Annotated in this window: 26 protein-coding genes; 1 reads left to right on the top strand and 25 read right to left on the bottom strand. The window is 25.7% G+C overall.

All coding sequences use genetic code 11. The annotated features are described in order from the left end of the window. Positions 1 to 3: 3 nt before the first annotated feature. The 9 genes from BN346_RS13405 to BN346_RS13445 all read right to left on the bottom strand — a co-directional run bounded on the left by BN346_RS13405 (position 4) and on the right by BN346_RS13445 (position 5,037). Entirely contained in the window at positions 4 to 504 is a 501-nt protein-coding gene (locus BN346_RS13405; RefSeq protein ID WP_040329269.1) for a GNAT family N-acetyltransferase, read from the bottom strand. 21 nt (positions 505 to 525) lie between these two features. Continuing rightward, positions 526 to 993 (bottom strand): HD domain-containing protein, encoded by a 468-nt coding sequence (locus BN346_RS13410; protein ID WP_051540413.1) that lies wholly within the window; start codon positions 991 to 993, stop codon positions 526 to 528. 38 nt (positions 994 to 1,031) lie between these two features. Beyond that, complete coding sequence (locus BN346_RS13415; RefSeq protein WP_040329271.1) at positions 1,032 to 1,520, bottom strand: GNAT family N-acetyltransferase; 489 nt, start codon at positions 1,518 to 1,520, stop codon at positions 1,032 to 1,034. 53 nt (positions 1,521 to 1,573) lie between these two features. Further along, entirely contained in the window at positions 1,574 to 2,077 is a 504-nt protein-coding gene (locus BN346_RS13420; protein WP_040329273.1) for a GNAT family N-acetyltransferase, read from the bottom strand. Between the two features lie 33 nt (positions 2,078 to 2,110). Continuing rightward, complete coding sequence (locus BN346_RS13425; RefSeq protein ID WP_040329274.1) at positions 2,111 to 2,689, bottom strand: GNAT family N-acetyltransferase; 579 nt, start codon at positions 2,687 to 2,689, stop codon at positions 2,111 to 2,113. Next, entirely contained in the window at positions 2,679 to 3,239 is a 561-nt protein-coding gene (locus tag BN346_RS13430) for a GNAT family N-acetyltransferase (protein WP_040329276.1), read from the bottom strand. Before BN346_RS13430 ends, BN346_RS13425 begins: the two co-directional genes overlap by 11 nt. Before the next feature lie 24 nt (positions 3,240 to 3,263). Then, positions 3,264 to 3,638 carry a hypothetical protein gene (locus tag BN346_RS13435; protein ID WP_040329277.1) on the bottom strand — a complete coding sequence of 125 codons (375 nt, stop codon included), beginning with the start codon at positions 3,636 to 3,638 and terminating at the stop codon, positions 3,264 to 3,266. 81 nt (positions 3,639 to 3,719) lie between these two features. Further along, positions 3,720 to 4,166: a GNAT family N-acetyltransferase gene (locus BN346_RS13440; RefSeq protein ID WP_051540415.1), complete on the bottom strand. Its 447-nt coding sequence runs from the start codon at positions 4,164 to 4,166 to the stop codon at positions 3,720 to 3,722. Between the two features lie 4 nt (positions 4,167 to 4,170). Next, entirely contained in the window at positions 4,171 to 5,037 is an 867-nt protein-coding gene (locus tag BN346_RS13445) for a GNAT family N-acetyltransferase (RefSeq protein WP_040329280.1), read from the bottom strand. A gap of 237 nt (positions 5,038 to 5,274) precedes the next feature. Here BN346_RS13445 and BN346_RS13450 point away from each other — a divergent pair, with 237 nt between their 5' ends. Then, positions 5,275 to 6,135: an SDR family oxidoreductase gene (locus BN346_RS13450; RefSeq protein ID WP_040329281.1), complete on the top strand. Its 861-nt coding sequence runs from the start codon at positions 5,275 to 5,277 to the stop codon at positions 6,133 to 6,135. A gap of 66 nt (positions 6,136 to 6,201) precedes the next feature. Here BN346_RS13450 and BN346_RS13455 read toward each other — a convergent pair whose 3' ends face one another. The 16 genes from BN346_RS13455 to hcp all read right to left on the bottom strand — a co-directional run bounded on the left by BN346_RS13455 (position 6,202) and on the right by hcp (position 21,762). Continuing rightward, a complete protein-coding gene (locus tag BN346_RS13455; RefSeq protein WP_040329282.1) occupies positions 6,202 to 6,603 on the bottom strand; it encodes a GNAT family N-acetyltransferase in 402 nt (133 codons plus the stop codon). Positions 6,604 to 6,659: 56 nt separating this feature from the next. Further along, positions 6,660 to 7,466 carry a PP2C family serine/threonine-protein phosphatase gene (locus BN346_RS13460; protein ID WP_040329284.1) on the bottom strand — a complete coding sequence of 269 codons (807 nt, stop codon included), beginning with the start codon at positions 7,464 to 7,466 and terminating at the stop codon, positions 6,660 to 6,662. A gap of 14 nt (positions 7,467 to 7,480) precedes the next feature. Continuing rightward, positions 7,481 to 8,545, bottom strand: coding sequence for a hypothetical protein (locus tag BN346_RS13465; protein WP_040329286.1), 1,065 nt, complete (start codon positions 8,543 to 8,545; stop codon positions 7,481 to 7,483). Positions 8,546 to 8,570: 25 nt separating this feature from the next. After that, complete coding sequence (locus BN346_RS13470; RefSeq protein ID WP_101541707.1) at positions 8,571 to 9,041, bottom strand: pyridoxamine 5-phosphate oxidase; 471 nt, start codon at positions 9,039 to 9,041, stop codon at positions 8,571 to 8,573. Beyond that, entirely contained in the window at positions 9,034 to 9,216 is a 183-nt protein-coding gene (locus tag BN346_RS13475; RefSeq protein WP_040329287.1) for a hypothetical protein, read from the bottom strand. The genes BN346_RS13470 and BN346_RS13475 overlap by 8 nt, the downstream gene beginning before the upstream one ends. 36 nt (positions 9,217 to 9,252) lie before the next feature. Beyond that, the gene (locus BN346_RS13480; RefSeq protein WP_051540417.1) at positions 9,253 to 9,954 is read right to left on the bottom strand and encodes a glycosyltransferase family 2 protein; all 702 of its coding nucleotides are present in this window, start codon (positions 9,952 to 9,954) and stop codon (positions 9,253 to 9,255) included. A gap of 322 nt (positions 9,955 to 10,276) precedes the next feature. Beyond that, positions 10,277 to 11,074, bottom strand: coding sequence for an arsenite methyltransferase (gene arsM / locus BN346_RS13485; RefSeq protein ID WP_158644496.1), 798 nt, complete (start codon positions 11,072 to 11,074; stop codon positions 10,277 to 10,279). 16 nt (positions 11,075 to 11,090) lie between these two features. Next, on the bottom strand, positions 11,091 to 11,480 hold the full coding sequence (locus tag BN346_RS13490; RefSeq protein ID WP_040329288.1) for an ArsR/SmtB family transcription factor: 390 nt from the start codon (positions 11,478 to 11,480) through the stop codon (positions 11,091 to 11,093). A 485-nt stretch (positions 11,481 to 11,965) separates the two neighbouring features. After that, positions 11,966 to 12,217, bottom strand: coding sequence for a dihydroxyacetone kinase (locus BN346_RS13495; RefSeq protein WP_040329290.1), 252 nt, complete (start codon positions 12,215 to 12,217; stop codon positions 11,966 to 11,968). A 91-nt stretch (positions 12,218 to 12,308) separates the two neighbouring features. Then, positions 12,309 to 14,087, bottom strand: a complete 1,779-nt coding sequence (locus tag BN346_RS13500) for an ABC transporter ATP-binding protein (protein ID WP_040329292.1) — start codon at positions 14,085 to 14,087, stop codon at positions 12,309 to 12,311. Beyond that, the gene (locus BN346_RS13505) at positions 14,065 to 15,852 is read right to left on the bottom strand and encodes an ATP-binding cassette domain-containing protein (RefSeq protein ID WP_051540418.1); all 1,788 of its coding nucleotides are present in this window, start codon (positions 15,850 to 15,852) and stop codon (positions 14,065 to 14,067) included. The genes BN346_RS13500 and BN346_RS13505 overlap by 23 nt, the downstream gene beginning before the upstream one ends. A gap of 213 nt (positions 15,853 to 16,065) precedes the next feature. After that, positions 16,066 to 16,818: a hypothetical protein gene (locus BN346_RS13510; RefSeq protein WP_040329293.1), complete on the bottom strand. Its 753-nt coding sequence runs from the start codon at positions 16,816 to 16,818 to the stop codon at positions 16,066 to 16,068. Further along, positions 16,811 to 17,293 carry an RNA polymerase sigma factor gene (locus BN346_RS13515; RefSeq protein ID WP_040329294.1) on the bottom strand — a complete coding sequence of 161 codons (483 nt, stop codon included), beginning with the start codon at positions 17,291 to 17,293 and terminating at the stop codon, positions 16,811 to 16,813. Before BN346_RS13515 ends, BN346_RS13510 begins: the two co-directional genes overlap by 8 nt. Before the next feature lie 211 nt (positions 17,294 to 17,504). Next, positions 17,505 to 18,398 carry a DUF1266 domain-containing protein gene (locus BN346_RS13520; protein WP_040329295.1) on the bottom strand — a complete coding sequence of 298 codons (894 nt, stop codon included), beginning with the start codon at positions 18,396 to 18,398 and terminating at the stop codon, positions 17,505 to 17,507. Positions 18,399 to 18,864: 466 nt separating this feature from the next. Beyond that, positions 18,865 to 19,536: a manganese catalase family protein gene (locus BN346_RS13525; RefSeq protein WP_040329297.1), complete on the bottom strand. Its 672-nt coding sequence runs from the start codon at positions 19,534 to 19,536 to the stop codon at positions 18,865 to 18,867. A gap of 552 nt (positions 19,537 to 20,088) precedes the next feature. After that, positions 20,089 to 21,762 (bottom strand): hydroxylamine reductase, encoded by a 1,674-nt coding sequence (hcp, locus tag BN346_RS13530; protein WP_040329298.1) that lies wholly within the window; start codon positions 21,760 to 21,762, stop codon positions 20,089 to 20,091. Between the last annotated feature and the right edge of the window lie 196 nt (positions 21,763 to 21,958).

A 21,958-nucleotide genomic window follows, 5' to 3' on the forward strand; every position in this document is an offset into this window, starting at 1 on the left:
AATTTATGCATTTCTCATATCATATTTATAAATTAATCCATCTTCACTATTGGGATATTTAAACTTTAAAAATCCTAATTTTTCAAATACATTTCTGGATCTTAAATTATCTACATAAACCTCTGCAATAATAGTATTTGCATTTAATTTCTGTTTTGAATAATTTATAAATCCACAAGTGATTTCTTTTGCATATCCTCTATTCCAATATGTTCTACGTAATCTAAATCCAACTTCAAATTCTCCATATTTATCAGTTGGAACTATAAAAGCCATACCAATTTTAACTTTTTCGTCTTTATTCTCTACACAAAATGCTCCTGTTCCTGGAAACTTTGAGTACTGATTAATCCACTTTTTTATATCACTTTTACAATCTTCATAACTCATAGAATCCCAGCTATTAAATCTAATGCATTCTGGATTGTTATTTATATCATAAATCAAGTCAATGTCTTCATGTGTAAATTTTCTAATAATAAGTCTGTCTGTTTCTAAAATCATTTACCAAATCACCTTCATTACTTATAAAATACCAAATTCTATTTTTAGTTTTTCATATCTCTCTTTTTCATGTGGCTTTACTTCAAGCATAGTATTATATAAGCAATGTTGAAGTACATCGGCATCTTTTAGCACTTCATTAAAATTAGAATGAAGTAAATTTTTATCACTATGAGTGTAAATTGCATCACAAATTAGTTTACTTTCATTATCACTTGTTAAATTTAGTTTTGCTAAAATTTCCTTTGCCATTGTAGCTCCTTTATGTGCATGATTATTTGAATCCATAGTTGCATATGAATATATATCATGTAACATACCTGCCATTGTAGCAAGTTCTGAATTTTCTTCACGTCTTAACGCAATTAATGCACAAAATTGTGACACCCCATATAAATGCATATAAGCACATCTTCTTTCCTCAACATCTGTCATGTTTAAAATTATTTCATCAATATACTTTCTTAAAACTTCAACTCTATTTCCCATCATTTCCCCCTCATTGTAAATAAACTTTTATTTTATTGTTAAATAGGTTTATTAATTCCAAATATATACTGCTCAGCTCCAAATCTTGAAAGTATTTGTTCTAAATGCATACCAACCCTTTTAAGAAGATTGCATGATGCTGTATTAGCAGATTGTGTTTCAGCAACAATCTTATTTAGATCTAATTCATAAAATGCATAATCAATAATTTTTCTAATAACCTCTTCTGCATAACCATATCCCCAATACTTAGGCATAAATTGATATGATAACTCTGTATTAAATCCATCATGATGTTTATCAAGAGATACCAATCCAATTACTTCATTGGTATACTTTAGTCGTACAATCCAGTAAAAAGAATCATTACTACAAGTAATCATATTATGAAAACTTCTATCAAAATTTTCAGAGTTAACAATTCCCCCAAGAAATTTTCTTACTTTTTCATTTATAAATAATTCCTTAACTTGGTCATGATCATTCTTTTTCAGTATGTGCATTTTGCATCTACTGCTTTCTATCATAAATCCTCCTTATAATCTTTATATATTTAATGTAAATAAATTCACATTGAAAATTATTTATTATATTTTATTATTTTTCTCATGTATAACATACCTTCATTTTCAGGACCATATATATCAGGAATGCATCCTACTGGAATAAAACCATTTTTACCATAAAACGCTATTACATCATAATCACCAGCATATGTATGCATGTACATACAATATACATTGTAACCTTTTACATAATTTTCAGCATATTTCAATAACTGTGATCCACATCCATTATTTCTAACGTCTTTTTGTACTCCCATTTCTATAACTTCACAGCTATTATAACCATCATTAATTCCTTTTGGAGGTACATCTATTAATATAGCAATAACACCTAATATATTATTTTTTTCACTAAATGCTCCAAAAAATTCAGCTCCACTATAATAAAGTCTATCAATCCTCTTTTTCAACCAATCAAGATGTTCTTCATTTTTCACATTGAAAATACTATATTCTATTTCACCAATAAGTTCATAAAAAATATTTATTTCATCTTGCATAACTCTTCTTATTTTCATTATATTTTCTCCAGCCTATATATATATATGATTTTAAAGTAATTCTCCTTTTTCATTATAAAATGAATCGCAAAATTTCATAATTCCATTGATTTGATTTATATTATTCTTACTTAAAAATATAATTTTTAGATAATCATTTTCAGGATTATTTTCTGACAATATTACATTATGCTTTAATGCAGGCTCAAATCCAAATTGGAGATAATAATTTCCCCCTGTTAATGCTACCCATTCATAACCTAATTCTTTTGCCTTTTCTAGCCCATTTTTTACAAGTTCTTTTCCTATACCCATATTTTTATGTTTAGGTTCTATCCCTAATGGTCCTAAAGATAATCCTTTATTATTTCCAATATGAGCTTCTGATAATAAAATATATCCCACTATTTTATTATCTATCACAGCTACTATTGATAATTCTTTTACAAATCCTTTATCACATCTAACCTTATCTACAAATTCCCATTCATTAAACTCATCATTGTCTCCATCACAATAAAAAGCTGATTTTACTACAGATTTAATTTCTTCTAAATCAGCATCTACAGCTTGTCTTATTATTAACTTCTCATTATTTATTACACCCTTTTTTTTAATTTCATTTTTCACTCTTATTCATCCCCTTTCTATATTTTCTATAATAAAAATAACTGTCACTTTCCATATTAGGTTGTTTATGACTAATAGGAGTCCTTTTTTCAAAAAGCTCAAAGCCACATTTTTCTGCAAGTTTACATGATGCTATGTTTGCACAGTCTATAGTTAGAATAAGGTATTTTATATCTGATACCTGAAAGCACCACTTTACCAATTGATTTACTCCTTCTAATGTATAACCCTTTCTTTGATATTTCTCTGACATAAAATATGCTACTTCAACTTCATTTAATGTGTCTTCCATACCCATGCCAACCATACCAATCATCTCATCTGTGTCATTTAACGCAATCACATATCTTTTGTTCTCATAAATATCAATTGAATTTTTTTGAGTTTGATGCCAGTCAATATACTCAAAATATGCTTCTTTTGAATCTCCAGCTTCTGACCAATCATGCATAAATCTTAAAATATTATTTTCTCTAACAATTCTATAAAGATTATCTGCATCTTTTCTCTCAAAATCTCTAATTACTATTTCTTTTGCTTCTATTCTCATACAATTTCCAACCTTATATAAATATTATTTCTTGCCTGATTTAATAAACTCTATTAATTTATTTACATCATCAAAATCATCATAATCTCCATTTATCCCATCTCTATGATATACAACACCATTTTTTTCATTTTGTTCTAAGCAATCAAGAAGTTTCTCTATTCCATACCTTTGTATAAACAACGTAAATCCATAAGGCTTTATTTTGTTTAATAATCCTTTATGACATTCTTCATTACAGGAATAACAAGCATCTATACATTTTTTTATAGAACATTTACGATTTTCACACCATTCTTTACCTGTACAGTTTCCTGAGTCACATCCAGAACATTTTGTATTTTCAGAACACAATGAGCAAGCAAGTCCACAACGTGCAATTCCTAATTCTCTTTTCATTCTATCTCCTTTATTTAATTTATAATTCCATTAGGCCTATGCCATTAATATAGTTATTTTTAATATCTTTTATCAAAAACATTAAAATTTATAATAATATAACTCTTCATCATCAATCTTTTTTCCAGTATTAATAAATCCTATCTTTTCGTAAATATGCTTTCCTCTCATATTTTCAGAGTCAGTTGACAAGAAAACTTCTTTACAATTCTTAATGTTTTTCATTTCTTCCAATACCATTTTTATTGCCTTTGTTCCAAAACCATGTCCTTGATATTTTTTATCAATCATAATCCTACAAAGCTCATAAAACTTCTGCTCTTCACAATATCCATACATTGTAAATCCAATAATCTCTCCATCATGTTCAATTGCCTTAGTTATCCATGTTTCTTCATACTTAGCTTGTACAATTGAGAAAGCATTTGATGCAACATATTCTTCACAAAGTGTAGGCATATTTTCCTTATTTGTAGTTAGACATACAATCTTTTCCCAATTGTTTTTAGTAATATCAATTAACTTCATAAATCTATTCTCCTTCATATTTTTTAGTGTTATAATTAAATTTATTTAGATATTCTTCAACAAACTTTCTATCTTCATGCCACCAATACATTTCATAAGTTTCCACTATCTTAAACCCTAGTTTAATAGCCAGCTTTTTAGAATTCTCATTGCCCTTATCACAATCCCACACAGGTTTAATATCATTTTTTACACAATGTTTTATAAATTCTGAACAAGCCAATAATGCAAATCCCTTGCTTCTAAATTCATCCATTGTTATAATATCAATTTCAGCAACTCCTTGTCTTACATAATATGTATTACAAACACTCACAAATTTATTATCTTTTAATACACAAAATCCAAATCCATTTTTAAGAAAGTTATCTGATGATTCCCATAGATTTTTATATGATGAATCTACTTCTTTTATATATTTTTCAAATAAGGTAGAATTCATCTTTTTTACTTCAAATCCATTTCCATTTTCTTTTATTTCACTCCATTTTAAAATTGATGATAGTTTTGAATAATCCCATACAAATAATTCTCTACTCAATTTAGCTGCATTATTACCAAGCATTTTATTTAATTTAACAATCCACTTTGTAGAAGAACAATATAAATCGAAGTAGTTTCTATGATTTTTTCTATTCAATAAATATTCCTGTATGAATTCATTAAAATCATCATTAATTGTTTCTCCTGCCACTAAGTATTTTCCACTTTCACAAACTATCAAACAACATTTAGGTTTCATATTGGTATCTACATAAATCTTTCCCTTTTGAATTCCTTCTACAACTGCATATGCAAATGTAGAGTGTACCTTTTCTTGGTTTAATAATTCAACAACATTACCAAATTCACATTCATTTAAAATTATCATTAAATATACCCCCTTAGTATTTTATCGCCCTATCTCTTTAAACTAACCATCTTACTAAATTATACAACTTACTTTATTTATATAATAACCTTAAACATTTTTATGTATTGAAAATAATCCACTTATCCTACACTTTCATTACTTTTTATATTTAACCCCCTTAATAAAAAGTATAAATTCACCTTACAAGGAAATCATAACTGTATAATTAAAATATAAAAAAAGGAGCATTAATTTATGACTTTTCCAAATTCATTTCCCAATCAATATCAAAATCATCAACCTGGATTTGAGTATGAAATGAAACCAAATCCTATATATGATGATCCCTTATATAATAAGTCAAACAACAAACTAAAAGATAAAGTAGCTTTAATTACTGGTGGAGACAGTGGTATTGGTAAAGCTGTGGCTATAGCCTTTGCAAAATCTGGATGTAACATTAGTATAATTTATTTTAATGAAGATACAGATGCTAAAAATACAAAAGAACTTATAGAAGCTGAAGGCGCACACTGTCTTTTAATAAAAGGTGATATAAAAGACAGTACTTTTTGCAAAGAAGCTGTAGATTCTACTTTAAGTGAGTTCAACCAAATTAATATTTTAGTTAATAATGCAGCAGTTCAATATGTTCAAAAAAACTTAACTGACATAACTGATGAGCAATTTGATAAAACTTTTAAAACCAATGTTTATGGAGCATTTTATTTAACTAAAGCTGTTCTTCCTAATTTGAAATGTGGTGATTGTATAATAAATACAGCCTCTGTTGTTGCTTATCATGGACATGAAACTTTAATAGATTATTCTATGACTAAAGGTGCTTTAGTATCTTTTACAAGATCACTATCTATGCAATTAGCTCCTAAAGGAATACGAGTTAATGCTGTAGCTCCAGGTCCTATATGGACACCATTAATACCATGCACTTTTGACTCTCAACAACTTTCTCAATTTGGCAATAAGACACCTATGAAAAGACCTGGGCAACCAGTAGAGTGTGCTGGTGCATACGTATTTTTAGCAAGTAATGAAGCTTCATATATAACAGGTCAAACCATACATATTAATGGTGGCGAAATTGTAAATGGATAATTATTACTAAAAGAAAGAGCAAACAGTTCTTTCTTTTTATTAGCTTAAATAACTACTATATAAAATTTAATTCATTAACCTTTTTCTTAATAATATTGCTTTAGGATAGTCAAACCCTAATTCTTTATAAAATGATTCTGCTGATTCTAATACGTCTGTAATTATTAGTTCACATCCATTTTCCCTTAGAATATTTTCAACATGCTTAATTAGACTTTTTCCTATTCCTCGTCCTCTTGCCTTTTCTGCAGTTGCAAGTTTAGCAATATATCCTCTAAATCCAAAGTCATATGCAAATATTACTCCTAAAATTTCACCATTTTCTTCATATACAAATGGAAGAGCACTAGCAGAACTACATGCCTTCTCTAATATTTCATCATTCCAGCACTCATGCCAAAAATAAGGTATTGATTGCATTAAATCTTTTATAGTTTGTAAATCTTCCTTTTTAACTTTTCTAATCATAAAATTTGCCTTCCTATCTCTATAACCTAGTCTTTTTTATATTTTATAATTTAAATTTATCTTGTTGGCCTAGGAGCCTTTTTATTATTAAAATAACTCCAACCTATCATTGTAGCACTATCTCTTCCCTTTAATTTATGAACTTCATTAAGAACTTTTGATATATTTCCTGATATATCACCATTGTCCACTAACATATTACATAACTCTCTATCATCTTCAAATTTTCTATTTCCACACTCTAATACTCCATCAGTAATTAAATATATATAATTTTTTCCTTCTCTTAGTAATCTAGTTCCAGTTGTATAACAAGGAATATCACAATCAAAAGTGTTAACTTTTCCAATCCATTCATAAAATTGTCTTTCATTTAATGCAAATTGATTTAACTCCATAAGTTCAGGATGTAATAAATACACACGATTATCACCTATAGACATCCACCAAAGATACTCCTCTTTTTGAGCAACTATTAAACATGCTGTTTCTCCATTTACATTTTTACACTTTTCTTTAAAATCTTCATTGTTAAACATATTAAAAAACAATTTATGTAACTGTATAAAAGCATTTTTTATAGACATATTTAAATTTTTTTCTATGGAACATTGTTCTTTTTTTATATTTTCAATAACTAATTTAGCACTTTCACTTGTTCCATGTGCATCAAGTAAGACGGCAAATTTCCATTTACTATTTTTATCGCAAAGTAAAACTGCAGCATCTTCATTCTTATCTGCACCACTCTCAGTGTTACCACCATAATACCCAATAACTATTTCTCCACAATTTTTAATTGTATCTTTGTTAAGAGACATATCATCACTTCCAAGCCAGTAAAAACTATTGTTTTTCTCCATACCCCCACCCCACATTACTTAATCTTATAATATTCTTTAACATAACCTGCTTCTTCATCTATTTTTATTAAAACTGGTCCATTGATAAAAATTTTTTCTTTTGTTTCAATATTCCTTAAAATAATAAAATGACTACAGAAAATTCTATTATTTACTTTGAACATATTCATTGGATCATAACCACAAATATCAAACTTTCCTTTAACTAAAGATAATTTATCTTTTAAAAATTTATTAATTATATTTTCTTTTTTTAATTTTTCTTTTCTAAATTGTTTTTCAATTTCTGGGTTGTCCACATATTCTAAATTTACATCACTTGTATCTATCGAATATGCTACTTGCTCAAATATTGTAAGTTGTTCATTTTCTATTTTTCTTGAAAAATCAACCCCTATTTCATCTAAAAATAATAAAAACAATGTTCCTGTAAAATAGCAAGATTTACGAATATCAAATAATATTTTCTCTTCTTCAATAATTAACTTTTTATAACTTTCAATACGTTTTTCATATAAATCATCTGATATTATTCTTAATGATTTAACTCCACAATACTCTGCACTTCCTTCAGCAGTTTCAATTTCAAATTCATATTTTATTAAGTCTCCAAATTTCTTTAATCTTAGCTTTCTTGATGCCACTAGTTTTTTAAATATTCTAACTTTTTCACTTTTATTTTTTGCATCTAATCCGTTAATCAATAAACTATTTTCATTATATTTTAAATTATAATTTTCTAAAATATTAGGATAGGATAAACCTTCTATATCGTTAGGAAATCTAGTTTCACCTTTTAAAAATTGATATGAATGAAACATTTCGTGAACTATATTGGCTGTTAATTCCCTATATTCTTCATCACTTTCATTTTCCACATTCCAAATTGCTAAGTTTTTTCCTTTATACTTTATTGTTGTATTTCCTAAAAATCTATTATCATAAGGAATAACCTTGTCCTTTAAATATACTTTTTCTTTATTGTATAAAGCAAAATCTCCTCTTTCAAATCCATTCCATATTTCATTAAAATCAATTTGTTCTAAAGTACTATTAACTAGATTATATAATTTTATCATAGCCTTCACTCCAATATATCTAAAGTCATTTAACAAATACAATATCACATTCAAATGAAAATTTTTTTGCTTTCTTATTAATAAAGTCCATCTTATATCCAATGCCATCTTTATAACAAAATCCATGTGTCATCTTTATTTCTATATAACACATTTTTTCATCACTTTCATCATTATGTATAAAATACCAAGGTTCAAATACTTTTACTAGTTTTTTTCTAATCTCATGATTCTTTTTATCTAATGGATGTCCAATATTCTTTGCAATACCACTAAAGTTGTACATTTCATTACATAATGACACATTTTTATTAGTATTTATTTCTTTAACTTTTTGTGTATTATCATAAGTTACAATATAAAAACTTCCTTTATCAAAAAATGCATCTACAAATCTAATTGAAGGCATATCATTTATTGTTGTTGCTAATGCAAATTGATAATCTTTGCCAAACAGCTCATTCATAACAATCATGCTTTCATCAAAGCTATTCAAAAAACTCACTTCCCTTTAGATCGTTTTCTATTATCTCTTTTGCTTTAACTTTAATATTATTATCTGTAATTTCATTGTATAATCTTATATAAATATTTTTAAATGATTTATAATAATCTTCAAATGTATTTTTTAATTTACTATTTTTACAATTAGTTTCTATATATTTTGTCATATCCTTAGAAATTTCAATTAAATCTTCTATTTTTTTTTATCTCTTTTCATCTTTAATTATTGTCATTATTGAATCTTCTCTAATTCTTCTCATATAAAATTTATCATTATATAAATATATTTTTTTACAGTTTAAAAGTATTCTTGGAGTCCATTCTTCATCTTCAAGATACACATTTTCTTTAAATCTAAAGTTATTTATATCTAAATATTCCTTTTTATAAATTTTAATTGTTGGAGAAACATAGTAGTTTTCATTGTCAAATAACAATTGTATAACTTCTTCTGTACTTAATGTTTTTATATCTTCATTTTTTACTCGTAATACTTTTGGATAAATTTCATATGTACATGATTTATAATTTTTATCTATAAAACCCTTATAAACTCCGTATATAATATCACAATCATGTTCTTCAAATATGCTAAAAAACTTAGATATAACATTATTATTTGCAAGATAATCATCACTATCTACAAACATTATATATTTGCCATTTGCAATATCAAGTCCACAATTCCGTGACTTTGAAGGTCCTCCATTTATTTTATGAATTACCTTAATTCTTGATTCTTTTTTATGATATAAATCACATATTTCACCACTTTCATCTGTAGATCCATCATCAATTAAAATAATTTCCAAATTTTTATTATCTTGATTTAAAATACTATCTATACATTCCCTTAAATATTTTTCTGTATTAAAAACTGGAATTATTACACTAAAATCATACATATACATTCCCCCTCCTTATTTTCTGATTTTTCTGCATATTTATTGAAAATTGTATCATATATGTTATATATTGTATATGATTCTTTTTAAATATAAATTTGTATCATTTCTGATATATTTTTCTACTTAATTCTGTCTTATAAACTTCAAAAAGATAAGTTTTAAACTCTAAATATTGATTATTAAATACTATTTTCGTTTTAGCTATATTTTCAATATTGCTTATAATTTATGATTTTTAATTAAACAAAATTTAAATTCATATATAATAAAAAACATCACAGAACTTTAACTTCCACACTGTGATGTTTTAATAAGTTTTCTATTTTTTAATTTTTACTGCTTTTACAGATGCAGACATAATATATTCACCAACTTTTAAATTATGTGCCCATTTTTCTGCATATTCTTTTGATACCTCTTTAGTTTCAATTTTAATTTCACTAAAACCAGCTTTTTTTAAATATATTTCTAACTCTTCAACTGAAGATGCCCCTGTAACTCAGCCACAGTAAAGTTTTTCATCTTGTTTCATTTCCTCTGTTAGTTCTCTAATAAGAACTATATCTGAAATAGCTACTCTACCACCATTTTTTAATACACGATAAGCTTCATCATATACTCTTTGTTTATTTGGAGATAAATTTATAACACAATTTGAAATAATTACATCTGCTGTATTATCTGCAATTGGAAGATTTTCAATTTCACCTAATCTAAATTCTACATTTTTATATTTATATTTTCTAGTCATAGTTCTTGATTTACTAATCATTTCAGGTGTCATATCAACACCAATAATATGTCCATTGCTTCCAACTTTCTTTGAAGCTAAAAAGCAGTCAAATCCAGCTCCACTTCCAAGATCTATAACTGTTTCTCCTTCTTTTATATTAGCTATTAACTGTGGATTTCCACAACCTAAGCCCATATTAGCATCTTGAGGTGCATTTGACATATCTTCATCAGAATATCCAATCTTACTTGATATTTCTATTGAGGATTTTTTCAACTTAATTCCACCACTACAACATCCATTTTTAGTTACATTTTCAATAGCTATTTTCCCATAACTATTACGTACAGCATCTCTAACATCTACTTTTTTAAAATCACTCATTTTCTGCCTCCATTAATTATTTATTACATATACAACTGCTTTTAATATCATTTTTATATTCTCTTAATGTTTCACAATTCATTCCACTTTTTTTATATTTTATTAAGTTATCTCTGTCACTATTGCATATCTCCATTTTATTTAATTCATTATCTAAAAGTTCTCTTATAAAAGGGAATTCTTCTAATGTATTTTTATTTAATCTATAGTAAACCCACTGAGCTTTTTTGTCAGCTATAATTAAGTTAAATATATTTAACTTAGTAAGATGTCTTGATGCATTAGATTGTGTAATTCCTAATATATATTCAATCTCACATACACATAGTTCCCCATCTTTCAATAAATTTAATATTCTAATTCTATTTTCATCACCTAAAACTTTTAACATTTGTATTATATCCATTGTATTTATCACCAGCCCTATATGAGTATATGCGTTTATACTCATATAATACATTTATAAGTTTAAGTTGTCAACAACTATAGGGAAACAAGCTCGAATTCAAAAATATTTTTTCAGCTGTAAATATATTGTTTTCAAAAGAAATACTTATTATAAAATGCTTCCGAGCTAGTCTCACTCTTAAGGGTATCCAAGTTTTGGAATTGATAATTATGAAGATGAACTTGGAACCCTATATAGGAATCCAAGTTAAAACTTTAAGTTATTCATGTTTTATTTGAGAATTTTAATTTTAAGTTTTAATCTATATTTTTAAAAATTGACAATTGACAATTGACGGTGGACAGTGAATGTGAAAATTGGATTTCCAATTTTAAAGAATGATTTTTTATTAAATTTGCTAGCAAATTAGTTGAAAACAATATAAAAAATATCGCAAATTCAAAAATCTTGAATAATGCGATATTTATATAACAATCTATTTCTTAACCTTTAAGTCCTTCAGCTTGACGTTCCATATTTTCAATAACAACATCATAAATATCCCCTAATGAAGCACAATATTCAAGTACTTTCCATGGAGTATTTGTATGAAAATGAATTTTAATAAGTTCATCATCTCCAACAGCAAGTAAACAATCCCCTTCAATATTCTTTTTTATATATTCATTAATTCCATCTTCTGAAAGATTTTCTCCTTCAATTAATAACTGAGTATCAAATTTATATTCAATCATGATATATGCTCCTCCATTTTGTAAATTTTCTTTATCTTTTAAATAATAATAACATATTTTTCATAAAAATTATTCATTTTAAATAACTTAGTTAATTATTGTACCATTGCTTCTGACTATTGTATAAATAAGCATATTCTCCATTCATGTTAATAAGTTCATCATGAGTTCCCACTTCAATGATTTCTCCATCTTTCATAGTTATAATTCTATCAGCAAGTCTTGCTGCACCAATTCTATGAGTTACAAGTATTCTAGTTTTATTTTTTGTAGTCTCAATAAAGTTTTTCATTATATCCATTTCTTGTAATGGATCTAGTGATGCAGTGGGTTCATCAAATACAATTAATGAAGCATCTTTATAATTTGCTCTTGCTATAGCAATTCTTTGCCATTGTCCAATTGATAAATCTGTACCACCAAATTCTTTTGAAAGTAATGTATTTATACCATCATGAAGCTTTTCCTTAATATAATTAAGATTAACTTTTTCAAGTTCTTTACATACTTTTAATTCATCTAAATTATCAATATTTCCTAATGCAACATTTTCTTTAACAGTTATTGGATAATGATTAAACTTTTGAAATACTATAGAAATTTTTTTATAAATAGACGTCATATCTATATTTCTAAATGACTTTCCATTATAAAATATATCTCCTTTTGTAGGTTCATAAAGACCTGTTATAACTTTAGATAATGTGGTTTTTCCAGAGCCATTTTCACCTACTACTGCAATTATTTCTCCAGAATTTATGTCTATTGATATATTTTCTAGAACTTTTTTTTCAGAGTTAGGATAATTAAAATCTACATTTTTCATTGATATATTAATATTTTTTTCGTCTTCACAAATTTGTTCTCCACTGTTATCCTCTTCATAATCTAGTATTTTATTAAGATTATAAAGACTATTATAACTTTCCGAAACACCTGCTATCTGAAAATTAAATAGATTATCCATTTGATTATACATAGTAATAACTGTAGTTAAAACTGCACCTGTTTCTGCTACTGAAATAGATTTTATTAAAGTAAGATAATATATGATTCCTATTATTAATATAAAACCTAAAAAATAAATAAAATTAATAATTAATTTTATAATACTTATTTCTTTGAATGATTTAATACTTAATTTAGTAAGTTCATTTAAAGAATTTTCTAATCTCATTTTAAAAAACTTAACTGCACCTAAGTGTCTTGTTTCTTTAAAATAATTTTTATGTCCTATATAATCTTCATAAGCACTAACTTTTCTTCTTTGCAATGCAATACTATTTTCTAATTTACTTTTAATTCTATTTCTTAGTACATAACTAAAAAATGTAGGAATAAATGTACAAAAAATTGTTAAACTTAAAAGTGGATGAATTTTATACAAATATATAGTTATTATCACAAAATAAATAATATGTTTTCCTAAAATAAATTCTAATGAAATAACTGCATTTATACTACCATCTATTCCTGCTTTTGCCTTATCTAAAGTATCGAGAAATTTAGGATTTTCAAAATATAACAGCTTCATACTTTTCATTTTTATGTAAAATTCTTCCATTATAATTTTTCTAGATATCATTGCTTGTTTATCTGCAAGAAAATTATTTAAAGCATTAAAAAAATCACTTAATATTACAATGATAAATAATATTATAAATGCTGTTAATGTGCAACTTACTCCTGCATTACTTTTTACTGCATATGTGATTTTTTCAAAAAAGTTTTTTAAAGCCATAGTATTCCCTAAAAGTAATAAAGCTTCAATAAAACTTGCTACAAGAATCATTATAGTAATACCTGGGTTTTTATAACCTATTCTTTTTACTTCTTTAAACATTATTTTAAATGCATTCTGACTTTTCATCACTATACCACCTGCTCTGATTTTCATACATATTTCTATATAAACTTTCTTTTGACATCAATTCTTCATGACTTCCAAATTCAACATTAGTTCCATCTTTAATTACTATAATTTTATCTGCAAGTTTAGCAGCTCCTAGTCTATGAGTTATTATTATTGCAGGATTTTCACTTAATATTTTAATAAAATCCTTATATATAATAGTTTCAGTTACAGGATCTAATGCAGCTGTTGGCTCGTCCAATATATAAAAACTTCCTTTTTCACATAAGGAGCGAATCATAGCTAATTTTTGCCACTGTCCTATTGACATATCTGTATTCTTATTTGTAAGTCTTCCTAATTCGGTATCTAAACCTTCATCAAACCTTTTCTTGTCTATATTAAAGTTTACAGAATTAAAATACTCGTATAAAATCTTTTCTGATACTTTATCATTATCACCAAAAAGTATATTATCTCTTATGCTAATTTCATATTTAGCATAATCTTGAAATACTACTGCAAATAACGATGTTACATTTTTTATTTTCTTTAACTCTATACCATTTATAAGAATTTCTCCTTCGTAATTATCATAAAGTTTTAATAAAAGTTTAGTTATTGTAGATTTTCCTGCTCCATTTTCTCCTACAATAGCATAATTTTCATTATTCCCTAGTTTTAAATTTAGATTTTTAAGAGTATTCTCACTATTTCCCGGATATTTAAAATTTACATTTTTAAATTCAATAGTTTTAATTCTATCAAAATAATTATTAGAAAAAGATTTACAAGTTATTTCTTCTAGATTATAAAAGTTTAAATAATCATTCATATACAAATTGCTATTAGTAAGTTTATATACAATACCTGAAAGTTGCCAAGCTATGCTATTAGATATTTCCATAAGTTGTGCAACCATAGATGTAAATAACCCTATTGTTATAACTTTATTAATGGTTAAATTCATAAGAAGAAAAATTATAATAAATAATATAGATGTAATAATAAAACTAGTAATTTTCACCTTCATATAAAATTTAATCTTAAATTTTAAAAACATAGATATCATAGTATTATAAGTATCCTTACATTTTTTTGAAAACCATTCAGTGTAATTAAATATTTTTCTTTCTTCTGCATATTCTTTTGATGTAAGAATCTCTTCGTAACTTCCAATTTTTCTCTCAATTTTTTCTATATCTACATACCCACTATAATCATTTTTCCCTGATTTTATAGATACAATGATAACAGGAATAAAACATATAAATACTATTACAGCAATTGTTTTAGAAAATTTCCATATTATTAAAACAACTGAAAAAATCTTTATGGTAATTTCCATAAGATCAAAAAAACTTACAAATCCTACATTTATCTTATCTGGAATTCCTTTTGAAGTTCTATAAATCAAATCCCAAACTTCTTTATTTTCTATAAGTTCATATTTAAGCTTTGCCTTTTTTTCAACTATTTTAAGTTTTAATGCCTTTAATAAGTTGATTTTTATTTTATTAGAAATGACTTCATTAAAACTTATGCTTAAGTATTTTATAAAAGTCAATATTGTAATCCATAGAAAAGATGATAGTAATAACTTATAATTTGATACACCTTCATATAAATTAAGTACATTATCAATAAACTTTGAGTACGCTACCACATAAAATGCTGGAATAAATGCAATTATCATTCTCATAAAAACATATATTAAACAATATAATCTATTAATTTTAAAATTAATCTTAATAATTTCCCATTGATTTTTAATATACCCCAAAATTATCCCCCCCCTTAAACATTCCTAATAAATCAATAAAATTATATCATATACGTTTATTTATTTTCATTATTTTGTATTTTTATGTTTTATTTTACAATTAGTTAATATTTAACTATGCCCTCTTATTTAAATAGTTAAATTTTCTATAAACAAAAAAATACCACAAAATTCTTTATAAATATTGCGGTATTTTTTATTCATAATATATTTCTATTTACTATCAATAACTTGATGAGCCATTTCAACTAATTCATCTTGTGATATTTCGGAGTCAATAGCTGTAAATCCATATCTAATCCCATTTTCTTTCCAACTCAATCCTTGAACCTTAGAAATTCTCACATCATCAGATCCAAAGCTAAAAACATATTTTCCAGATAATTTGTCTTGTTTATCTTCTTCTGTCATCTCATAATCTCCTGGAACAACTTTATTATCATAAGAATTATAATATAATTCTACATTTTTATACGTATCAACAGCTTGTTTTTTTTCTGTTTCTTCATCTATTTCTTTATTTTCCATATAAAAACCTATTTTATCATCACCTTTTTCATAATCAAAATCAAGAGATTTAGTTTTCATTATAGAATTTCCTTGTTCATCTTTACCTTCATTATTTACAACATACCCACCTGTAAATACATACCCATTTTCAAACTTTTCAACTAATTTAGGATTAAATCCAAAATCATTATTTATTTTTTCTGCTGTAGGCATTTTAGTATATGTTGGTATATTACTTGAACTTGAATTTATAGATATTACTTTTCCTCCTGCAAATGCAGTTGTTCCTAATATCATAGTAGCTACTAACGCAACCGTAATTTTGCTTTTTATCATTTTACCTTTCATTATACCCTGCTCCCTTTCATCTGGTAAGCTATTTAATGTCATACTTACCTTACTTTTAAAATTCTTAGGTGTATTTGGAAAGGCATCATTCCAATTATAATTATTCATAGATTTCCTCCATGTATTCTAATTTTATTTTTAACAATTTTCGCCCTTTTGCTAATCTACTTTTTACAGTTCCTTCAGGTATCTTCAAAATTTTTTTAATTTCCTTTATAGAGTACCCTTCTACATAATAAAGAACAATTGTAATCCTAATGCGTTCTGGTAATTTTTGAATTGCAAAATACAATTCACTATATTCATCTTTATTATTATCAGAAGCAATATCAAAACATTCTTCATAAGATAATGTTTTCAATTCTTTGCGTTTCAAACTATAACATTCATTTATCAATATCCTAATTAGCCATGTTTTAAAATATTCTTCTTCTTTTAATGTTTTCAATTTATTATAAGCCTTTAGGATTGCTTCTTGAACTGCATCTTCACAATCTTTATCATTACTAAGAATTGATTTAGATACATTATACAAAGTAGATTCAGTCTCAAGAACTTTTTCTTTAAATGTTTCTTTATTCAATTGACTTCCTACCTTTCCTTGCAAATTGTAGCGCTACTTTTTTGCTTTACACTTATTAGACGCATATATTTAATAAAAGGTTCATTTTAAATTATAAGAAATACCATATTATTTTTAAATAATATGGTATTTCTTATAATTTATTATTTTTCATTATTTTATTATACATTATAGCCGAAACTACTTAAGTATATTATACATAAAATTAATCTTATATATCATTTAAATCTCTATCAAAGTAGTTGTTTTCAATTAAAATTTTTATACCTTTTATTCTATCATTTATTGTTACAGGTCCAAAAATTATTTTTTCTTCATAGAAATAAGCTACTCCAATTAAATAATCTATAATCAAATCTTCCATTGACTTAAATTCTTTTTTAATAAGATTATATATATTAGCTTTAAATTCTTCAAACTCTTCTATAGTTATTAAATCACAAGTTAATGCTTCTCTTAATAATAAGACTGCCCTTTGAAGATTAAAAGCTGTTTGATGCTTTGAACTTCTTTTGTTTTTAAGATTTTCAAACTTTAAATTTTCTTTTTCTAACATTTTTACAAACCACTTATTGTTATTTATATCAAATTCCACATCTGAAAAATTATTTTCATCTATTAATTGATTTAATGTTTCATAAAGTTCATTTTTAGTTTGAATATTCCAACTAGCACCAAGTGATGCAAGAACCATTTTCTTTTCTTCTTTACTTTCATAATCTCTTACTTCTAAACAGTTAATAAATCCTTTTTTACCTTTTTCATTTTTGTTGTGTTTATCCACAGTTGCTTCACTAATTGAAAATAATGCTCCCACTTTAACTATAAATTGAGAAATTTCATCTGTACATTTAAAGTGAATATTTTTATTAATAGCTTTCTCAAATGAAATTGTACTTGATTTCCAAATAAATGGCACAGCAAAAAAAGCCACCCATTTTACAACATTTACAACAACACTAACTAAAAAAGGTAATATTAAAAGATTAATAATTTTAGCATCTACAAAGTTTATCATAAAACCTTTTAAATACACTAAAACACCTACAATTATAATAGACAATATCGTTGTATGTATATGTTTTTTCAATGTTTTTCCATACATATTTAAGTCCCCCTCATATCAATTTATACATTAAATAATGATTATATAATATAATCTAATTAATATATTTTTTACTATTTTTTATATATTATTCTACTTAAAACATATAATTACAACATTATTTTCGTATTATTTTTTAAAAACTTTACTATATTTTTAAAAAAATTTTACATTTGTTAATTTTTTTTAAAATTATTTGTATAAAATACCATTTTAATTAAACTTAAATCAATTTTTCTAAATATTTTTTTATTTTAAAAAACAAAAGTATAAATTGATATATTTTAAAGCACTCCGTATTTTTACAATATACTTATTAAGTATCAGTTCAATTTTTTTATAATCTTATATATTAATGTAAACACATTTTTATAAAATTATTTCATAAACATCATATAAAAAATAAGCTGTTTATATATCATTAATTAGATTATATAAACAGCTTTTAAATATTTCGTATATATTTTTATCTTCGTGGATTCTCAAATGAAGGTGGAGTAGGGTTAGGTGCTTCATGAGAAGGTCCTGGATTAGATAAATTAAAGTATAATTTAGAATCCTCAGTAACTCCAAAATCTTTATTTGATCCAGTATTTTGTACTTTATTTAATGCCTCTCTAAATAATGCATTATGAGCCTCTTCCCTATTAAGTAAGAAATCTATAGTTGCTTTAACTTCTTTATCATCAATTTGACGATACAAATATTCATATACAACTTTTGCTCTTTGCTCTGATGCTATGTTAGATAATAAATCTGCAACTAAATCACCTGTCACAGTGACATAATCAGCAGTCCATGGTGCACCTGATGAATTAATTAATACTGGTGATAAACCACATTGAACATGTGTTTGAACCTCTCCACTATTAACTTCATTAATATTTACATCATGACCATTTAATAAATTTATCGTTTGTGCTACCATTTCCATGTGACTAAGCTCTTCTGCTGCTATATCTAAAAATAAATCTTTTATTTCTGGATCTTTTATTCTAAAGCTTTGAGCCATATATTGCATTGCTGCTTTAAGCTCACCATTTCCACCACCTAACTGCTCTTGCATTAAAACTGCATATTGAGGATTAGGCTTTTCAACTTTAACATCGTGTAGTAATTGTTTTTTGTGTTCAAACATTAACAGCACCTCCAAATAATATATTTCAAATATATTGTTTGTTACTGCTTATTTTATATGCATATATAAATATTAAATTTAGAATGAAGATTTTCTTTTAAAAATAATTTATTTATCAAAAAAGCTTTTTGATTATTATACTAATATAAATTTAATTGCATTTTCTCAATCTAAAATCTTAATTACAATTATAAAAAAAAGACAATAAAAAGGGTGATACATCTTTTTATTGTCCAAGTTAATATTTAAGGGTCTTTGGATCATGTGACGCAAAAAAATTGTTATTACTTGTGTAAATTATACATGTTAATTTAGTAATATTTCTTAAACTTCCATAATTTAATAATCAATATTACATAAAACATCTTTTTCACCTTGTAATTACATTCTCTAAAATCTATTTATTTATATATTAAATAATTTAAACTATCTAATTTATTTAATATTGCTACTTAAATCAAAACAATTTGTTGTAAATAAATCACATTAAATCACCTTATTCTTTTAATACAATTCTACTTAAACATTCATTTTAAAAGTTAACTTATTACATTAAATATTCTGTTTTAAGCAAGACTTTAGATCATCCTCAACTGTGCTTATTGCTCTTAAATCAAATGTATCAACTAAATATTGAAGAACATTTGGACTTAAAAATGCTGGAAGCGATGGTCCAAGATATATACTCTTTATTCCTAATGATAATAAAGCAAGTAAATCTGCAACTGCTTTTTGTTCATACCATGATAAAATAATTGATAATGGCAATCCATTAACATCTGTTCCAAATGCATCTCCAAGTGCTGTTGCAATTTTCACCGCAGAATATGCATCATTGCATTGTCCTATATCTAATAACCTCGGAAGTCCTGCAACTTCACCAAATTTTAATTTATTGAATCTATATTTTCCACAAGCTAATGTTAATATTATACAATCTTCTGGAACCTTCTTAGCAAATTCAGTATAATAGTTTCTTCCTGGTCTTGCTCCATCACAACCACCTATTAAGAAAAAGTGCCTTATTTTTCCTTCCTTTACTGCATTAACTATATCTTCTGCATGACTCAAAGTTGCATGATGTCCAAATCCAACTAATATTTCATATGGCTCTTGATCCTCTTCATATCCCCCTAGTTCTAAAGCTTTATTAATTATTTCACTAAAGTCCTTTTTACCATCATTATTCTTTCCTATATGTTTAACTCCATCCCAGCCAACGACACTTGTTGTAAATATTCTATCTTTATAAGAATCCCTTGGTCTCATAAGACAATTAGTTGTCATAAGTATACAGCCTTTAATATCATCAAACTCTTTTTGTTGATCCTGCCAAGCTCCACCAAAGTTTCCAACAAGATGAGAATACTTTTTTAATTCAGGATAACCATGACTAGGTATCATCTCTCCATGTGTATATATATTTATCCCTTTTCCTTCGGTTTGTTGTAATAGCATTTCAAGATCTTTTAAGTCATGTCCTGATACAATTATAAATGGTCCCTTTTTAATATGTACATTTACTTTATGTGGTGAAGGATTTTTATAAACTGTAGTGTTCGCTTCATCTAATTTTTTCATCACAGCAACACTCATATCCCCTGTTCTCATCGTCCACCTTATTAACTCTTCAACTGATAGAGTATCATCTGTAGTTGCTTCTAATGCTCTTATATAAAAATTATCAACTTGATTGTCGTAATATCCTAATTCCCTTGCTTGATGTCCGTAAGCACTTATTCCTTTTAATCCATAAACTATTGTTTGTCTTAATGATCGTATATCTGGATCAAGATTTTGGTCATACATTATTCCTGCCTTTTTTGCATCTCTTAGCATTTCTGATTTAGTATCACTTAAATTATATGTAGCATGTTCAGTGTCATTTCCAATTTTACCAACACTTTTCCTTAATTTTTCTTTTATTTTTTGAGATTCCTTTAACATTTCAATATGAACATCTGCATCAAAATTTACATTTGTTAATGTTGTAAACAGTGAATTTTCGATAAAACTCACTATATTTTTATCTACATTTTCACCCTTTTCAACTAATTTATTAGCATAACAGCTAATTCCTTTAATCTGATAAATCAATAAATCTTGTAATGCTGCAACCTCAGGTGTTTTCCCACAAACTCCCAATTTCGTGCATCCCTTTCCCCCTGCAGTTTGCTCACATTGATAACAAAACATTGGATATTCCATAGCCATATTATTTTCCATTTATACTCCTCCTAATAATAATTTTTCATCTATACTTTATACTTTCAAAAACACCTGAAAACTATACTCTTATACCAACTACTTTTATATTTTTTAAGATAATTGTAATTTAGTTCTTAAATTTATATAATTTCATTAAATATAAAATAAGGATTACACAAATTAGTATATGTGTAATCCCTATTTTATAAATTAA

The organism is Clostridium ihumii AP5, from assembly GCF_000612845.1.
GTDB classification, from domain to species: domain Bacteria; phylum Bacillota; class Clostridia; order Clostridiales; family Clostridiaceae; genus Clostridium_J; species Clostridium_J ihumii.

What these genes read in the sequence shown, in the direction of transcription:
- BN346_RS13435 (WP_040329277.1), bottom strand. Translation starts at nt 3,638, where the DNA reads ATGAAAAGAGAATTAGGAATTGCACGTTGTGGACTTGCTTGCTCATTG.
- BN346_RS13480 (WP_051540417.1), bottom strand. Translation starts at nt 9,954, where the DNA reads ATGTATGATTTTAGTGTAATAATTCCAGTTTTTAATACAGAAAAATAT.
- BN346_RS13430 (WP_040329276.1), bottom strand. Translation starts at nt 3,239, where the DNA reads ATGAGAATAGAAGCAAAAGAAATAGTAATTAGAGATTTTGAGAGAAAA.
- BN346_RS13460 (WP_040329284.1), bottom strand. Translation starts at nt 7,466, where the DNA reads ATGGAGAAAAACAATAGTTTTTACTGGCTTGGAAGTGATGATATGTCT.
- hcp (WP_040329298.1), bottom strand. Translation starts at nt 21,762, where the DNA reads ATGGAAAATAATATGGCTATGGAATATCCAATGTTTTGTTATCAATGT.
- BN346_RS13455 (WP_040329282.1), bottom strand. Translation starts at nt 6,603, where the DNA reads ATGATTAGAAAAGTTAAAAAGGAAGATTTACAAACTATAAAAGATTTA.
- BN346_RS13440 (WP_051540415.1), bottom strand. Translation starts at nt 4,166, where the DNA reads ATGAAGTTAATTGATATTACTAAAAACAATTGGGAAAAGATTGTATGT.
- BN346_RS13520 (WP_040329295.1), bottom strand. Translation starts at nt 18,398, where the DNA reads ATGTATGGAAAAACATTGAAAAAACATATACATACAACGATATTGTCT.
- BN346_RS13525 (WP_040329297.1), bottom strand. Translation starts at nt 19,536, where the DNA reads ATGTTTGAACACAAAAAACAATTACTACACGATGTTAAAGTTGAAAAG.
- BN346_RS13450 (WP_040329281.1), top strand. Translation starts at nt 5,275, where the DNA reads ATGACTTTTCCAAATTCATTTCCCAATCAATATCAAAATCATCAACCT.
- BN346_RS13415 (WP_040329271.1), bottom strand. Translation starts at nt 1,520, where the DNA reads ATGATAGAAAGCAGTAGATGCAAAATGCACATACTGAAAAAGAATGAT.
- BN346_RS13510 (WP_040329293.1), bottom strand. Translation starts at nt 16,818, where the DNA reads ATGAATAATTATAATTGGAATGATGCCTTTCCAAATACACCTAAGAAT.
- BN346_RS13495 (WP_040329290.1), bottom strand. Translation starts at nt 12,217, where the DNA reads ATGATTGAATATAAATTTGATACTCAGTTATTAATTGAAGGAGAAAAT.
- BN346_RS13445 (WP_040329280.1), bottom strand. Translation starts at nt 5,037, where the DNA reads ATGATAATTTTAAATGAATGTGAATTTGGTAATGTTGTTGAATTATTA.
- BN346_RS13490 (WP_040329288.1), bottom strand. Translation starts at nt 11,480, where the DNA reads ATGGATATAATACAAATGTTAAAAGTTTTAGGTGATGAAAATAGAATT.
- BN346_RS13500 (WP_040329292.1), bottom strand. Translation starts at nt 14,087, where the DNA reads ATGAAAAGTCAGAATGCATTTAAAATAATGTTTAAAGAAGTAAAAAGA.
- BN346_RS13465 (WP_040329286.1), bottom strand. Translation starts at nt 8,545, where the DNA reads ATGATAAAATTATATAATCTAGTTAATAGTACTTTAGAACAAATTGAT.
- BN346_RS13410 (WP_051540413.1), bottom strand. Translation starts at nt 993, where the DNA reads ATGGGAAATAGAGTTGAAGTTTTAAGAAAGTATATTGATGAAATAATT.
- BN346_RS13405 (WP_040329269.1), bottom strand. Translation starts at nt 504, where the DNA reads ATGATTTTAGAAACAGACAGACTTATTATTAGAAAATTTACACATGAA.
- BN346_RS13475 (WP_040329287.1), bottom strand. Translation starts at nt 9,216, where the DNA reads ATGACAAAATATATAGAAACTAATTGTAAAAATAGTAAATTAAAAAAT.
- BN346_RS13420 (WP_040329273.1), bottom strand. Translation starts at nt 2,077, where the DNA reads ATGAAAATAAGAAGAGTTATGCAAGATGAAATAAATATTTTTTATGAA.